The organism is Mycoplasma feriruminatoris, assembly GCF_000327395.2.
GTDB classification, from domain to species: domain Bacteria; phylum Bacillota_I; class Bacilli_A; order Mycoplasmatales; family Mycoplasmataceae; genus Mycoplasma; species Mycoplasma feriruminatoris.
Window position 1 is genome coordinate 852,083 of sequence record NZ_CP091032.1, and the last position, 17,021, is coordinate 869,103.

At 21.8% G+C, this 17,021-nt stretch carries 11 protein-coding genes and 1 other RNA gene; 5 read left to right on the plus strand and 7 right to left on the minus strand.

Annotated elements, in window-relative coordinates:
* Positions 1 to 27: 27 nt before the first annotated feature.
* Entirely contained in the window at positions 28 to 2,718 is a 2,691-nt protein-coding gene (alaS, locus tag D500_RS03650; RefSeq protein ID WP_008362642.1) for an alanine--tRNA ligase, read from the plus strand.
* 107 nt (positions 2,719 to 2,825) lie between these two features.
* Positions 2,826 to 3,335, plus strand: a complete 510-nt coding sequence (locus D500_RS03655) for a lipoprotein (protein WP_008362644.1) — start codon at positions 2,826 to 2,828, stop codon at positions 3,333 to 3,335.
* A 396-nt stretch (positions 3,336 to 3,731) separates the two neighbouring features.
* On the opposite strand, the gene D500_RS03660 is transcribed toward D500_RS03655, so the two are convergent.
* From D500_RS03660 to ssrA, 3 genes are all read right to left on the minus strand, one after another.
* On the minus strand, positions 3,732 to 7,247 hold the full coding sequence (locus tag D500_RS03660) for an ABC transporter permease (RefSeq protein ID WP_008362647.1): 3,516 nt from the start codon (positions 7,245 to 7,247) through the stop codon (positions 3,732 to 3,734).
* A 210-nt stretch (positions 7,248 to 7,457) separates the two neighbouring features.
* Positions 7,458 to 9,566 (minus strand): MAG6410 family transglutaminase-related lipoprotein, encoded by a 2,109-nt coding sequence (locus tag D500_RS03665; protein ID WP_008362649.1) that lies wholly within the window; start codon positions 9,564 to 9,566, stop codon positions 7,458 to 7,460.
* A 124-nt stretch (positions 9,567 to 9,690) separates the two neighbouring features.
* Positions 9,691 to 10,102, minus strand: a transfer-messenger RNA (tmRNA) gene (gene ssrA / locus D500_RS03670).
* Positions 10,103 to 10,244: 142 nt separating this feature from the next.
* Here ssrA and mgtE point away from each other — a divergent pair.
* Together mgtE and trmB are read left to right on the plus strand one after the other, a co-directional pair.
* On the plus strand, positions 10,245 to 11,648 hold the full coding sequence (mgtE, locus tag D500_RS03675; RefSeq protein WP_008362652.1) for a magnesium transporter: 1,404 nt from the start codon (positions 10,245 to 10,247) through the stop codon (positions 11,646 to 11,648).
* A 1-nt stretch (position 11,649) separates the two neighbouring features.
* A complete protein-coding gene (gene trmB, locus D500_RS03680) occupies positions 11,650 to 12,315 on the plus strand; it encodes a tRNA (guanosine(46)-N7)-methyltransferase TrmB (protein WP_008362654.1) in 666 nt (221 codons plus the stop codon).
* Between the two features lie 155 nt (positions 12,316 to 12,470).
* On the opposite strand, the gene D500_RS03685 is transcribed toward trmB, so the two are convergent.
* From D500_RS03685 to D500_RS03695, 3 genes are all read right to left on the minus strand, one after another.
* Positions 12,471 to 13,073 (minus strand): hypothetical protein, encoded by a 603-nt coding sequence (locus D500_RS03685; RefSeq protein ID WP_008362657.1) that lies wholly within the window; start codon positions 13,071 to 13,073, stop codon positions 12,471 to 12,473.
* Between the two features lie 465 nt (positions 13,074 to 13,538).
* Positions 13,539 to 14,099 (minus strand): hypothetical protein, encoded by a 561-nt coding sequence (locus D500_RS03690; RefSeq protein WP_008362660.1) that lies wholly within the window; start codon positions 14,097 to 14,099, stop codon positions 13,539 to 13,541.
* A gap of 471 nt (positions 14,100 to 14,570) precedes the next feature.
* On the minus strand, positions 14,571 to 15,170 hold the full coding sequence (locus D500_RS03695; protein ID WP_008362662.1) for a hypothetical protein: 600 nt from the start codon (positions 15,168 to 15,170) through the stop codon (positions 14,571 to 14,573).
* Between the two features lie 783 nt (positions 15,171 to 15,953).
* Here D500_RS03695 and D500_RS03700 point away from each other — a divergent pair.
* Entirely contained in the window at positions 15,954 to 16,127 is a 174-nt protein-coding gene (locus D500_RS03700) for a hypothetical protein (RefSeq protein ID WP_195886726.1), read from the plus strand.
* Between the two features lie 342 nt (positions 16,128 to 16,469).
* Here the strand turns inward: D500_RS03700 and hpt are convergent, their stop codons facing one another.
* Entirely contained in the window at positions 16,470 to 17,021 is a 552-nt protein-coding gene (gene hpt / locus D500_RS03705) for a hypoxanthine phosphoribosyltransferase (protein ID WP_008362666.1), read from the minus strand.

Genomic DNA, 17,021 nt, shown 5'->3' on the forward strand with positions numbered 1-17,021 from the left:
ATTTATTTAGTTATATTAGGAGGTTTTATGAAAAAATTATCAACTAATCAAATAAGAAGAATATGATTAGATTTTTTTATTTCTAAAAATCATTATTTTTTAGAAACAGTTTCATTAATACCAGTTGATGATCCATCTTTATTATGAATTAATTCAGGAGTTGCTACTTTAAAACCTTATTTTGATGGAAGAAAAACTCCACCTTCACCACGTTTAACTAACTCTCAAAAAGCAATTAGAACTAATGATATTGAAAATGTTGGAATTACAGCACGTCATCATACTATGTTTGAAATGCTTGGTAATTTTTCAATTGGTGATTATTTTAAAAAAGAAGCAATTGAATTTGCTTGAGAGCTTTTAACAGATAAAAAATATTTTGATATTGATAAAAACAAGTTATATATTACTGTTTTTAATGAAGATGATGAGGCTTATAAAATTTGAAAAGAAGTAATTAAAATTGAAGATGATCATATTTTTAGATTATCTAGAAAAACTAATTTTTGAGATGTAGGACAAGGACCTTGTGGACCAAATACTGAGATTTTTTATGATAGAGGTGAAATTTGAGATCCTAATAAAATTGGACCTAGATTAATTAGTGATGATATTGAAAATGATCGTTATATTGAAGTTTGAAATATAGTATTTTCTCAATTTAATAATGATGGAAATAATAACTATACTGAACTTCCTAGAAAAAATATCGATACTGGTGCTGGGTTAGAACGTTTTGCTTCAATTTTTCAAAATACTCCTACTAACTTTGAAACTGATATTTTTTATCCAACTATTAAAAAAGTTGAACAATTAACTAATGATAATTTTAAATACTCAATAGATAATTATTTTAATCCAAATCAAAAACAAACTAGAATTAATACTGCTTTTAAAGTAATAGCAGATCATATTAGAGCAACAGTTTTTGCAATTTCTGATGGTGTATTTCCTGGTAATAAAGATAGAGGATATATTATTAGAAGATTAATTAGAAGATCTTGTGTTTTTGGAAAAGAATTAGGAATTAATCAAGCGTTTTTATATAAGTTAGTTGATAGTGTAATTGAATCAATGAAAGAATTTTATCCTTATTTAATTGATAAAAAATCTTTAGTAGAACAAACTATTAAAACTGAAGAAGAAAAATTCTTAAAAACTTTATCAAAAGGTTATGATCTTTTAGAAAATATTATTAAAACTAAACATCAAGTTGTTGCAAAAGATGCTTTATTATTATTTGAATCTTATGGTTTTCCAATTGAACAAACTATTGAAATTTCAGAACTTTCTAATGTAAAAGTTGATGTTAAAGGATTTGAAGAATTATTAGAACAAACTAAACAAGCTACAAGAAATGCTAGAAAAGATTTAAAAGCTTGAGATAAACAAAACGAATTATTTACAAAATTAAATGTTGAATCTGAATTTACAGGTTGATCTGAAACAAGTAGAAATAATGCAAAAGTTATTTATATGTTTACAGATCAAAAACAAATTACAACTGCAACTGATCAAGAAGTATTTATTATATTAGATAAAACTCCTTTTTATGCTGAAAAAGGTGGACAAGCAGCAGATACTGGTTTAATTTTTAATAATAATGCTAAAGGGTTTGTTGTTGATGTTCAACAAGGGCCAACTCATCAAAACATTCATAGAGTTCAATTACAAGGAACATTAAAAGTAAATGATTTAGTTGATTGTAGAGTTGATGAAGAAAAACGTATTTATACAATGAAAAATCACTCAGGAACTCATATGATTCATTATGCACTAAGAGAAGTTTTAGGAAATAGTGTAATGCAATCTGGATCATATAATGATGAAAACGGATTAAGAATGGACTTTACTTTTAATAGATTACCAAGTAGTGAAGAATTATTAAAAGCTCAAAATCTAGTATTAGAAAAAATTAAACAAAAAGTTGATAGACAAACTTATTTTTGTAATTTAGCTGAATCAGTTAATAAATATCATGCTTTAGCTTTTTTTACAGAAAAATATGATGAGATTGTAAGAGTAATTAAATTTGGTGATTTTTCATCAGAACTTTGTGGTGGAACTCATGTTAATAATACTAGTGAAATAGAAGATTTCATTATTACTGGAATTGAATCTAAAGGTAGTGGAGTTTATAGAATTAAATGTTTAACTTCATTTAAAACAGTTAATGAATATTTAAATGAACAATTTAAACTATATAAAGATCAAGCTGAAGTTATTATTGATAAATATAATCAAAATAAAAATCTTTTAACAAATGAGTTATTAGAAAATACTTATTTACAAATTAAAAATATCACTATTAATAAACAAAACTTATTAGTAATAAAAGATCTATTAGATAAATTAAAAGAAATCAACAAAGATTATGATAAAAAAGTTAATGATTTAATTACAGCTAATAAGCTGTTACAATTTAAAGATTTAACTCCTAGTTTAAATAAAGATAATGTTAATGAAATTAGATTAGAAACTACAGGATTAAACATTAAAGATCTAAAACAACTAGCTGATGATTTAAGAAATAAATTTAATGATTTAATCGTTATTTTATTAAGTTCAACTGATGAAAATAACTTTATAGTTGTAGCTGTTAGTCAAAGTTTACAAGATAAATACAAAGCCATTGATATTTTTAACAATTTAGAAGGTTATGAGACTAAAGGTGGAGGAAATGCTAATTTAGCTCAAGGTAAATTTGTTAAAAAATAATTAATTAAACAAGTTCAAAGTATGTAATATTTTACAAACTAGGACTTGTTTTTTTTATATTTTTTGTTTAAATTTCATTACAAAACTTAATTTAAAAAGGAAAACAAATGAAAAAACTTTTAACTTTTTTATCATCATTTAGCTTAATAACTACAACAAGTTTATTTGTAATTAGTTGTAAAACAAACCAAAGTGCTCAAAAATCAAAAGAAAATATTAACATAGATGAAGAATATGCTGATCCTGAACATATGCCAGTAGATGATCCGAACGCTTACATAACAAGTTCTACTGAAGAATATGAAGATTCTACAATAATAAAAAAAGAAAATGAGCAGCCTAATAGAAAAGCAACTGAAGAAGAAAAGAAAAAGTTAGAATCAATTTTTAAAGATCAAGAAAATTCATTTGATTCTTCTCATACCTATAAAGATGTTGTAGATCAATTGCTAGTTTATGCAAACAAACAGGGCTTAAACAATATAACATTAGTAGATGGACTTGATCCAAATGAATATTTAAAAGAGGATAAAGAAAGCAAAGGAGTTAATGTTGTTAAATTAAAACTTTATGATTCTGATGTAGCATTCATTCCTAAAAAAGTTTTAAAAAAATAAGGTGAGATTTATTATTCATTGGATAAAAAACAACAAGGGCATTACAAGCGATTTTGGAGAACAAAAAATACCAAAATTTAATGTGCCTATAAGTTATTAATAAATAAAAAAGTAATAAATAAGATAAAAATATGTCTTTTTTCATCTTAAATTATTACTTTTTTTAATTTTTTTAAAATTTTTTCAAATTTTTTGGTCACTTTTAAAAATTTATTCCTAATACTATTATGAGATGAGATTATTGTTATTCATTATCATTGTATTCTCCATTTACCAGAACCACAGATAATTTCATCTCACGTTTATTCATTCATAAATTTAACTTATTAACTTAATAAAATTACCGTCGCTTTAAAAATATTAATAATAAAATGAGAGAAATCTCATTTTTTTGATTTATGTTTGTTCTAATATTCTAGTAACACTTTGTTTTCTAATAAAAAACGATATTGAAATTAATACTAAAACTACAAATACTAAATAAACTAATATACCAATTAATACTAAATCTTTTGTTAATAAAAACTCTAATCCAATTCCATAACTTGTAGCAAAACTATAAGATAAAATCTCAATTAATTTTTTAACTATTATAAAACTTATTAGTAAAGCTAAACTTGCTCCGATAAAATAACCACTAATAAAATATTTAATAATACTAAATTTCTTATAACCTATAGATTTTAATAAAATAATTACTTTTTTATTTTCATATAAAATTAATAAAACTAAAATCATAATTACAACTATCATAACTACCACTATATAATTTCTAGTTTGTTTAATAGCAGAACTCATAGCAAAAACATTACTTTTTAAAATTTTTGCTAGAATTTCAAAGTTATAAACTTTTTGATCAATACTTTTTAAAAGTCTTATAATAGCTGAGTTTTCTATACTATCAACTCTTAAAAAACTATTATTTTTTTCTGGTCAATAATTAGTAATTTGACTACCATCACTATTTGTATTATTAGTAATATTTAAAAATTTGTTATTATATTCAAATGATAAAAATGACATTATTGGAATAGTAAAATATCTAATATTAGTTGGTATTGAACTAGTTGAAAAACTAATGTTATTTAAAGTTGTATGATCATCATTTATTTGGCTTATTATAGTTTCTAATTGTTCTTTTAAATTATTTTTTGTAGAATTTAAACTATTTTTATTTAAGTGATTTTTATATTCTAATAACAAATTAAAATAATCTTGTTTATCAAAATAAATTGCATTATACAAACTATCTTTTTTACTAATTTGATTAACTTTTGCATAAATATAAAAATCACTTTTAAGATCAACAAAACTAGGAGTTAGTTTTAAAATATCATTTCTTTTAATATAAAAATAATCAGCCATCTTATTAGTTATAACTACATTTAAAACAGGTAAGTTTTTATATTGATTATTTATTTTTATATTTTCATTTGTAATAGTTCTACTATCTTTTACAAGTTGATCTTTATTAATAAAATTATTTTTTAAAATAAAATCATAAGCTAATTTATCTTTATAAGAAGCTGATAAAAACTTAGTATATAAATAGATTTTTTCTATTTTATTATTTCTAATTATTTGAGTTAGATTAATTTGGTCATTATAAAAACTTAAATAATCTTTATTAGAGTTAAAAGCAACTGATTTACCAAACAAAAAGTTAACAGGTAAAGCTATTTTAGTATTAGTGTATTTGTTATTAATGTTTGCAACTACAATTCTTTGTTCTTTTATAATGTTTTGAATTTTATTAAATTCTATTTGTATAGTTTTTTGATTATCTATAATTAATTGTTTTAATTGATCTATTCTATTAGATCAATTAAGGTTTTTAGATTTAAAATCATCAAGTTTATTAACTATTTGATCTATAAGATCTTTAAACTCACTAGTTTCTATACTATGAATAAATTGTTTGTCTAATAGATATTGTTTTAAATCAATAGGATAGTTTTTTACTATTTGTTTGTTAAAAGTAGTGTTTATTAACATATAAACAAGATCATCAATAGTTTTAATTTGTTTTAACTCATCTAATTGTTCTTTAGAACTTATTGTTTGATAACTAGGCTTGTATATTTTATTTTCATTAATAGTAGTTGAATAAAATAAGTTATTATCTGTAAGTTTTACTGACTTATAAGGTTTATATCTACTAATAATACTATTAGTTGATTGAGTAATTGAAATTGTAAATTGTATAGAAAATAACAATAAACTAAATGAAATAATTAATATTAAAAAAGTTGTAATGTTTTTATAAATATTTTTAAAAATAAAGCTAGTTGTGATTCTAATATTTGGTTTTGCTCATCAAATTAATCTATTAAATTTTTGATATAAAAGATTTGGGGTTTTACTTTTTAAAGCATTTTGAAAAGAAAATTTTCTAGTAGATAAATGTAAACTAGTAGCCAAAATAAAAATTATAAACATTAAAAGAGTTAATAAACTAACAAAAATAATAGTTTGAATTGGAATATTAAATTTAGGTATAACAAAACTAAAAGTATCACTATTAACATTTATAAAAATACTTTTCATACTAAAAGATAAACTAATTCCAATTATAAAAGCAACTATTAAAGGAATAAATGATGAAAAACTAGCTAAAGTTGCTAATTGAATTTTATTAACACCTAAACTTTTTAAAATAAACAACTTATCTTTAATATTTTGAATTAAAAGTTCTGAGATAAAATAAAACGTTACAATAATCAAAATAACCATTAAAATAAGAATTAAAATTATTATTTTTAATTGTTGATCTCTTGATCTAATAGAAACATTAAATGTGTAAGTATGGTTTTTAAAAACTGATAAACCTTTTTTAATTGACATAAAATCTTTATCTAAAAGTTTTTCAAATTCTATGTAGTTGTTTGTAATTTTTGAATTAAAAGCAACAAGTTTAGATAAACGATTTTGTAAAATGATTTGATAATATAATTTTGAACTTAATAAAACATTTTGTACTAAGTTTTCATCAGTACTATCTGCTTTATAACCCGAACCTAAAATTAGAGTTTCATAAATCGTTTTGTTGTAACTAAACTTATAAATTAAACCTAGTTTTAAATTATATTTTTTTAAATAATGTGGTGAAACAAACACATAATTTCTTTTATCGAAATATTTAGTTTTTAAATCTTTTGAAAGTTTATTAATATCATAAATTGAATCAATAATAATCATAGAACGATCTTTACTTGCAAAATTTATTTTATTAAATACTTCTGAAGAGTTAAATTCTTTTAAATCAGTTAGTAAAGTTAAATTTACATCATTTGAACCTAAAAAATCTTTGCCTATATAAAAAGAGTTTCAAGATAATTGATGATCATAAGTTTTATAAAGATCTGAATTTAAAATATATTCAGCAAATAAGTTATTTGAAATTGATCTAGTTGTAGTTGCTATATTTTTAATTTGTTCAACAGAAAAATGTTCAAATAATTTTTGACCAATGATAAATTCATTTGAGTTATTTGAAAGTTTTTGATATTTTAAAAGTTCACCGTTATTTGAACCTATAAAATCTATGTAGTTTTTAATAGTTTTTTCTAGTTTATTATTATTTTTTAATTCTTTAATTTTTAAATCTTTTGAATAATTTGAATCAATGATTTTATAAACAAATTGATAAATATTATCATTTTTATCAATATAGCCTTCAAAACTAGAATCATTTAATTTATTAGAACTTGCAAATTTAGGATAATTGTTAAATGCTATTTTTGATAAAGTTCTTTCAGCTTGATCTATTTTATTTGTATAGGCTATATAAAAAGAATGCAGACCAGTTATTATACAAAAACCAACAGCTAAAAAAATCATAAAAATAAAATATAAAATCTTTTTAGATTCAAAATCTTTTATTGATTGTTTTAGCAATAATCTGATTTTCATTTTAGCCCCTCTATTTTTAATTATAAATTCAAAAAGTACTTGCAAAAAAACTAGGGGTATTTAATTTTTTATTCTTTTTGGGTATTATTTATTATTTTTTTCTAATACTATAATGAAAAGTTTAAAAACTTTTTAATAAAAAGATAATAAATAAAATTCAAAAATAAGTTGTATAAATAAAAAGCTCCTAGATTATCTAAGAGCTATGTATTAATTTATAGTAACTCGATGTGGATTAGATGCTAGTTGTTTATCATTAGCTTTAGTTCTAATTTCATATGTTCCTGATTTTAGATTTTCAATTTTAGTACCTATAATTTTTTCTCATTGTGAATTTTTATTAATAACACGATATTCCATAGTATTATCAACACCAATTATAGTATTTGAACCTTCTAGTTTAACCATATTATAAACATCTCTTGCTTTAGTGATTTCTATTTTTTGTACATCTGAAGCAAATTTATCATAACTATCTTTAAATCTAAATTGCAATCTACCTAAAACTATATTAGCTATAAAACTTTCTTGATTTATATCAATTCAATCATTTATATTATTTCTATATTGCATACCTGGTTTTACATTAGTAATGAAAACTCTATTTTCATCAATAGTTTTTACTATTGCTTTAGGTTTTTCTTTAAATTTTTCAACATTGAATGTTACAGATTGATTTAATGAGTTAAATTTATATCCTTTTTTCTTGATATCAATTAATTTAACTGTGACGTTACCAAAAGTTTTAAAATGATCTAGATATAAAATATATGATTTACCATCTTGTTTTGCTTCTTTAATCATTGCATTTTCAATGGTGAAATTACCTGGCTTTAAACCATCAACTTTTTCACTCAAGTTAATCTTAATTGCATATTTACCTAAAATTTTAGAAGTATCACTTTCTGTGTATTTGTCTACACTTTGGACTTTAACATCTTTTACTTCAGATTTATTTTTATCTTCTAATCAATAATTAACTATTTTATAAGTTGCATATGCACTATCTTTAGAAACAGTGTAACGTTTTATTTCTAATTCTGCTTTTTCAAATGCTTCAGAAATGATACCATACATATTTTGATAAGTTTTTACTTTTAATATTCTTGGACTGGTTTTTTTATCTTCAAAATTTTTATCTATTAACGCTTCTATATCTTCTTTGTTTTTTACAAAATTAGATGATTTTAAATTTCTAAGACGTTGTCCAAAATTTCTAGTATTTCTTGTAAAAATATCATCTTTAGTAAAGTCATCATCATGTAATAAAAAGAATCTATATTCTTGTCTTTGACCTTTTTCAATACGATCTGAAGTAGTATCAATATGATATCATTCACCGTCGATTTCAACTAGATTTCAAACGTGTTTTACACCATTAACATCACGTGGACTAACATCGCTTGTAATTAAAGTACACAAGATTCCTAATTCATCCATTAACATTTGAAATCCCTTAGCATATCCTGTACAAACTGAAATTTTTTCAACTAATGATGAATATGCAGTTTGTCCTTTTATAAGAGTAGAAGAATAATTAAATTTAACATTTTCTGTCATTCATTCATATGCCTTAGTAATCTTTTCTAATGTCGGAAGTTCTCTTCATTTCTCAACGATCTTTTTAGCTTCTTGTTTTGCTTTTTGAATATTTACTTCACGAACTGGAACAACAGTAACAGTAGCTTTATATAAACTTCCTTTATATTCAGCTCACAATTCAAATGCTTGTGCATCAGAATTATCTACAAATTTCTTAACTGAAATTGATCCATCTTTTTTTAGAGTAACTAAAGTATTGTCATCATCTTGTTCTGAATTTAACAACTTATCAGTTGGAATTCTTAACCTTTGATATCAATTAACACCCTCCACTTCTTTATTAGTTTTTGAATCAACCAGTTTTAACTTTTCTGTTTGGCCTTCACCATCTAAAGTTATATATTGTTTTTCAAGTTTAAACTTAGGATGAGAATAATAATTTGATGGAATATTGTGATTGAAAATAATTTCTTTAATTTTTTCTTCACTCAACTGTTTTTCCTTAAACTCTTCTACTTTTTGTTCAGGATAAAAATTTTCTAATTTTTGTAAAGAGTAGTTTGAATATTTAGATATATCAAAAGAATCACTTATTTGTATATTAAAGTCGTTTTTATTACCTTTATAATTTCTAGCTAATGGAATTTCTCCAACTTTACTATTTAAACTATAGTTTTTAGAAAAACTACAACTTGTAGTAATCACTGAAACACCAACTACAGATCCTAAAACTACTGAACTTAAGATTATTTGTTTTTTATTATATTTTTTTGTCATTTTTTCAATCCTAATCATACTTAGCTATTTTATATTAACATTAATAGCTACTAATTAGAATCCTAAAAATAAATTTGCAAATAAAAAAGGCTTAGATAATTCTAAGCCTAGTTAATTCTCTTTATGGTGGAGATGGCGAGAATCGAACTCGCGTCCAAGATACACAAATACATACTTTCTACAGTTTAGTTAATTTTCTAATTATGATATTTAATTAAAATTAACTAAAGGTTAAATACCATTTGCAATTAAGTTTTAGATATATTTATTGCAATCATATATCCTATTAGACTTGGGTAATACGGTTATAGATAAAGCCTAAAATACCTATAATTCGTGAAATACTATAACTAAACTAAGTAGTTATTAAGCAAACATATAGTTTGCTCCAGCTGATGCATTGTTCATCATGAATGCTGGCATTTCAAAAGTTTCTTCGTTTTCGTTTGCGTTTTTTCAAACCTAGTAGTATTTATAGTCTACAACACTACTGCTTATATGTACTAGTTATATCCTGTCAAATCCATGACATCCCCAGGAAATGTATTTTATAATAAATATTATTTAATTACTAGAAAACTAAAATATTTATTACAAATTAATTATAAATTCTTTTAGCTTAATAACTTAAATTAGATAATTTTATTTTTTTGTTATTATTAAATAATAAGGAGTAAAATGGTAGATTTAGAACAAAAAGAACAAGAAATTTTAGAACTTTATGATAATAAAGAATTTGATAAATGTATAGAAATTATTAAAAGTCTAAGATATGCTGATGTTGGTGAAATTTTTAATTATTTAGATGAACAAATTGCTTTTGATTTATATAAAAGATTAGAACTAAAAAAAGCTAGTGAAATATTTAATTATTTATCTTTTGATTTAAAAGAATACATACTAACAAATTTAAGTAAAGTTAAAATAAAACAACTAATTAATGACTTATATACTGATGATATTATTAATGCTGTTGAAAAAATGCCTATTGAAGTAGTTAAAAAAGTTTTTAACGCGGCTTCAAAAGAACAAAAAAGAGAAATTGCAAGTATTTTAAAATATGATATTGATACTGCTGGAAGTATTATGAGTGTTAACTTTTTATCAGTAAAACAAAATACTACAGTTTCAAAAACTATAAAAGAAATTCAAAAAAATCATGATGATTATGATGAAATTGATGATGTTTTTGTAGTTAATAAATTTAATCAATTAGTTGGAAGTATTGAAGTAAAAGATTTAATTCTAAATGAGATGAGTACTAAAGTTGAAGATATCATGAATACTAAAGTAATTAGTATTAATTCAAATCAATCTCAAGAAGATGCAAGTAATACTTTACAAAAATATGACATTAGTACTTTAGCAGTTGTTGATAATAATAATGTATTAGTTGGAATTATAACTTCAGATGATATTATTGATGTTTTAATTGAAGAAACTAATGAAGATATGCAAAAATATACTGGAATTAGAACTAATGAAACTAATTATTTTGATACTTCAATTTTTAAAATGTTTGTTTCAAGAATTTGATCACTAGTTTTAATGCTAGGTTTAACAATAATTACAAACGCTTTATTATTAATATTTTTTAAAAACTATAATTGAACACCAGAAACTAAATCAAAAGAAGAACTATTGTTTATGTTAATTCCACTAGTTGTGATTTTATCAACAGTAATTATTTGTTGTGCTAATCAAACTTTAGTAATGATTAGAAGAGCAATTAGTTTAGAGCAAATCAATAAAAAAAGTTTAAAAACGATTGTTTTAAAAGAACTTGTAGTTTCTCTGATGATTTCATTTGTTTTAATAAGTGTTAATATTTTAAGAATGATTTTAATTTATGCTGTTAAGTATAATGCTAATTTAACTAATATAAATATATGAAATAGTGTTTTAATTAGTTCAATTGGAATTATTGTTACTATTATTTTTGCAAACCTTTTATCTTTATTCTTACCATTAATTGTTAAAAAAATTGGAAAAGATTCTTCTTCAGTTTCTCTGCCTTTATTTGCTTTAATTATTGATATTTTATGTGTTGGTGCATTTTTAGGAATAGGATTATTATTTTAATATGAGATTAAGAAAAAAATCTTGAACTGATGAGTTTTTAAACCAACACACTTCTTATTTAATTAAATATGATGATAATAAAATAGATTTAAATAAAGTTTTTTTAAACAACAATCCAACTTGTTTAGAAATAGGATGTGGTAAAGGACAATTTATAACAACTTTAGCTTTAAACAATCCTAATTTAAATTATATTGGTATGGAAAAATCTTCAACAATTGTTGGAGTAGGATTAAAAAAGAGTTTAAAAGAATTTGAAAATAATTCTAAAAGTATGACTAATTTAAAGTACTTTAATGATTTTGCTGAAGATCTATCAAAAATGTTTTTTAATGATTCATTTAATAAAATTTATTTGAATTTTTCAGATCCTTGGCCAAAAGCTAGACACTATAAAAAACGTTTAACTTATGTTAAGTTTTTAGATATTTATTCAGATATTTTAATAAAAGATGGTTATTTAGAATTTAAAACCGATAATGATTTGTTATATCAATTTACTATTGAACAATTACAATTAACTAATAAATGACAAATAGTTTTAAATACTACTAACTTATATAACGATCAAGAATTATTAAAAGATAACATACCAACAGAATACGAAACTAAATTTCATTTAGCAAATAAAAATATTTATAAAATAATAATTAAAAATTTGAAATAGATTAATTAACAACTCAATAGAGTTGTTTTTTATTAAGTAATTAGAAAAAAGATAATGTTTTTAAAGTAATTATGGTATTAAAAAAGCTATGTGAATATTATTTAAAAAAATATATAAAAAACAAAACTAGCAAAATTGCTAGTTATATTAAATTATTAATCAAGAAAAGGTCCAATAATTGTTCTTAAATCATTAATAGTATCATCAATGATTTTTTTAAATTTGTTTCTTGATATATTGAATTTTGTAAATATTTGCTTTTTAGGAACATTATCTAAATACATTTCAAAAACAGGTTTGGCTAATTTATTTTTATGTTTTTTAAAGTATATTTCAACCATTTCAAATATGACATAGTTAAATTCTTTATAAGTTTCTGCTGGAATATTTTCAAGGATTTCTAAACTAATGTTAGAATTAGCTAAGCTCATATTTAATATTTTGTGACGATTATTAATGTATTTTGCACATACATCTGTGCACTTTCAACTAACTGCATCAATAACAGATCAAACAAATTTCTTTTTGATATTTTTAGTTTGATATACTTTTAAAAGTTCATCAAATGCTATTCATGCATAAGATAATAAGTCTTGATGCTCAAGTGGTATAGAATGAAATTTAGACAATGCTTTTTTAATGCCATAATTAATCGGAGGAGATAGTAATAAGAATAATTCCGTTTTCTCCTCAAGAGTTAGGTTCGCTAGATCCATTTTTAAAAATCTTTGGATCTTTTCATCAATTTTAAACCCCATCAATAGTTTCTCCTTTATTTTATGTTTAGTAAAATATTTAATGATGGTTTTTTTTAAAGGTTATATTATTAATTTAGGTTTTTAATAATAAGTGTTTGGAAAAATGTTGTTAATTTAAATTATTAAGAGTTATTAAAAATTATATTTTGATTCTTATTATGAGTTGTGTTTTTTTAAGGTTTATTTATGTTTTAAGTAAGATTTTAAGGTTTATTTATGTTCTAAGTAAATTTTTTGAGGTTATTTTGTGTTCAATAGAAAGTAGGTTTTTTAATGTTTGTTTTGTGTTTTATATTAAATAGTTTTTAATTTTTTGTTGTTATAATAAAGCGACGATTTTTTAATTTTTTATGTTAATCTAATTAATAAACTTCAACAACTATAAAGATTAAATCATTTTAAAGATATTACAATTCTATTAACCAATAGTTTTTAACATAAGTTGAGATCATTAACTAGATTAACCTAAACGAGGGCTGAAGTAACAACGTTTTGTAGATCACAGATTATTTTGTTTAAAATCTTGATAAATTTATTTCTTGATATTTTTAATTTATTACAAATTTCTTTAGTAGACAAATTATTTAAATACATTTCAAAAACAGATTTTGCTAATTCATCTTTACAATTTATAAAATATGAATCTATTAGTTTTTGTAATTGATTATCATTAGTTGTTTCTAATTTGTTATTTTTATTTAAATTACAAGTTGTAAAACTTATATTAAAATCTTGATATTGGTTTTTAATAGATTTAGTACAAATTTCTATACATTTTAAATTTATGGCATTGTTAATTTTTAATAATAACTTTAAATTAAACTCTTTGCTTTTATAAACTTTTAATAAGTCATCAAACACCATTCAAGCATAAGATAATAGATCTTGATGTCTTAATGGTACTGAGTAAAATTTAATCATCATTTTTCTAATATTAAAATCAAGAATGTCAGTTAGTGTTGCAAACAATTCCGTTTTTTCTTCTAGGTTTAGATTATCTAAACTTTTTTCATAGCTCTTTTTCAATAATTTATATCTTTCTATGTTTTGTAATTTTTTATTAGTTTTAATTTTTAAGTGTTTTATTGGAATTTTTATTATTATTTAATTTTTAGTATTTTATTTTCAAACAACACAATATAGATTAGGTATAAATTTGATGACTATTAAGTTATTATTAAAAATGTTTAAAATGTATAAGATCGATATTATGGTTAGGTTTTTATTAGGTTAGAAATTATAGTTTTATAGTTTGTTTTAGTTTTATTAATTATTTTTTTTAAAATATCTTTTATTTGTTCTTATTTTACATTTCCTTTCTACTCATTATAGTATTAGGAGCTTTTTTCAAAAAGTGACCAAAAATTTTAAAAATTTTTTAAAAAAATGTGTTTTTTTGAAAAAAGTTAGTAAAAATAAGCGTTTTTTAGAAAAATATTTTATTTATAGTTGACTAAAATATGAATTTGTATATTATAGTTTTATGTTACAAATCATTTACTCATCTAAACTTTCACTTACTTCTAGTTGATTTTGATTTGTATTATTTTTTGGTTTTAATTCTATTTTGTTTTGATTTATAGAATTATCAAAAATTATTTTTTCTTCTTTTTTACTTGATGATTTTTTAAAGATTTGTAAAATAGGTAGTATGAATTTATCTTCAAAATCATTTATAAAATAAATAATTTTATCTTTTGTTATTAAGTTATTTATTCCTTTTAAATAAGATGATATTTGTTCGGTGCCTTCTTGGTTATCTATTATAGTTTCATTTATCTGAAGCATTGTTTTAGAAATGCTAATGTATTTTTCAAAAAACTCTATAGATTTTAACTCAACCAAATGAGTAATTGATAGTACAAATTCTAAAACAGTTTTATTGCTATCATAACTTTTTAAAGAATTGTCAAATAGCATTCAAGCATATGGCAATAGTTTTTGTTGTTCTAATGAAATGTTGTCAAATTTGCAAATAGCTTTTTTAATAGCTGATTTAATTGGATTAAAGAAAATTAAAAATAGTTTTGTTTCTTCTTCTAAGCTTAGTTCAGAAACTTTTTTCTTTAATAAACTATTCGTTTTAAAGTTATTCAATTTGAACCTTTCTAAATGTTAGTAGCCTACTTATAAAACAAAGAAATATCTAAAATTTTTCAAAATAGCTACTAAACATTATTTAATCTGTTTTTTTAAAAAGTTTTTTGTAAGCACCACTAGTATCATCCTAAGAATGATTGGGAATTTACAATATTTTTTTTATATTTTTTATTTCAAAATACAATAGTTTTTTTATAAAAAAAATTTGACAATAAAAAAACATGTGATATAGTCTAGGTTTTATGGGCTTTTTTAACATTTTTAAATAACTTGTCAATACAAGTTATTTTTTTTAGACATACTCAAATAGCAAGCTTATTTTGCTATTTTTTTTATAAATTTAATGGCTTTTAAGTGACACAACTATAGATTTTAGAGATTTTTAGCCTTTTGTTGTAAATAAAAAAGTGGACTTTTATTTAGAAAAAACCACTTTTTGATAGAAGAGTTAATTTGTTTATTTTCTTGTTTTTAAATGCTTAAAACATACAAATACATAATTAAGTTAAATCATACAAATTCATTTAAAATATTTTTTATTATACTTAATTAAAGATATTAATATTTATAAATGTTTTTTATCTCTTTTAAAAATCATCAAGAATTCAATATCTCATAAAAGATATATAAGTTGTTAATGCTGCTAATATAACTAGATATATACTTCACAAAAGAATTTTATTAGATAATTTATTTTGAACTAATGGTAATTTTTCATAAAATTGATTAAAAAAGTCATGTCAATTTAGATCATAATTAACATGTAAACTAACAGCTAATATGCAACCTATTACTAATATTGCTAAAAATAAACTTACTATTACATTAATAATTCAAAAAACAGGCGGAAGCGAGTCAAAACAAAATCAAATTATAAGACCATATAACCCAGTAGAAGCTAAAGCTATAAAACAAGTAACTATAACTCTTATTACTTTATTTTCAAAAAAATAACTTGAAATATAAACATGACCTAAATATCCAAAACCAGCTAAAATAACAAGATATTCAAAATAAAAAAGAACTTTTGCTATTCAACTTATTCCACTATTCCATCACAATATAAAAAACAAAACCACACAAATTATAATAAGTACTATAATCAACCCAATTAGCGTTTTCATTTAGAATAAACCTCAATTAAATTTTATTACTTTTGCTTTATTGCTTTTTTTAAGTTTAAGGTTTATTTAAATGAATCTGTTCATACAATATAGTGATTATTTTTCATACTAAAAAAGTCCACAATTATAAAAGTGGACTTTTCTTGTTTAAATAATTATAATTGTTTTTAAACTAATTATTATCAGGTTCATATAAACCTATAAATGGTAAGTTTCTATAATCTTCATTACAATCAAAACCATAACCAACTATATAATAATCATCAATATTAAAACAATTTCAATCAGGAGTAAAATCAACAGTATGATGATCTTTTTTATCTACTAAAGTAACTACTTTAACACTATTTGCTCCTTTATATATAATATGTTCTTTAACTTTACTTAAAGTTAATCCAGTATCAACCATATCTTCAACAATTAAAACATCTCTATTAGTTAAATCTAAACTAGTATCTAATTTTATTTTAATTGCTCCAGTTGATTTCATACCACTATATGAAGAAACAGCCATAAAATCCATTTGAATTGGATAATCAAAATTTAAAACAAATTGAGTATTAAAAATCACACAACCTTTTAATAAACCAACTGTAATTAATGAACCATTAACTGGAGGATTTTCTAAATAATATTGTTTAACTTGATCTGCTACTTGTTTAATTCTTGATTCAATTTGATCTTTAGTAAATAAAACTTTTTTTACATTTTTTAAATTATACAT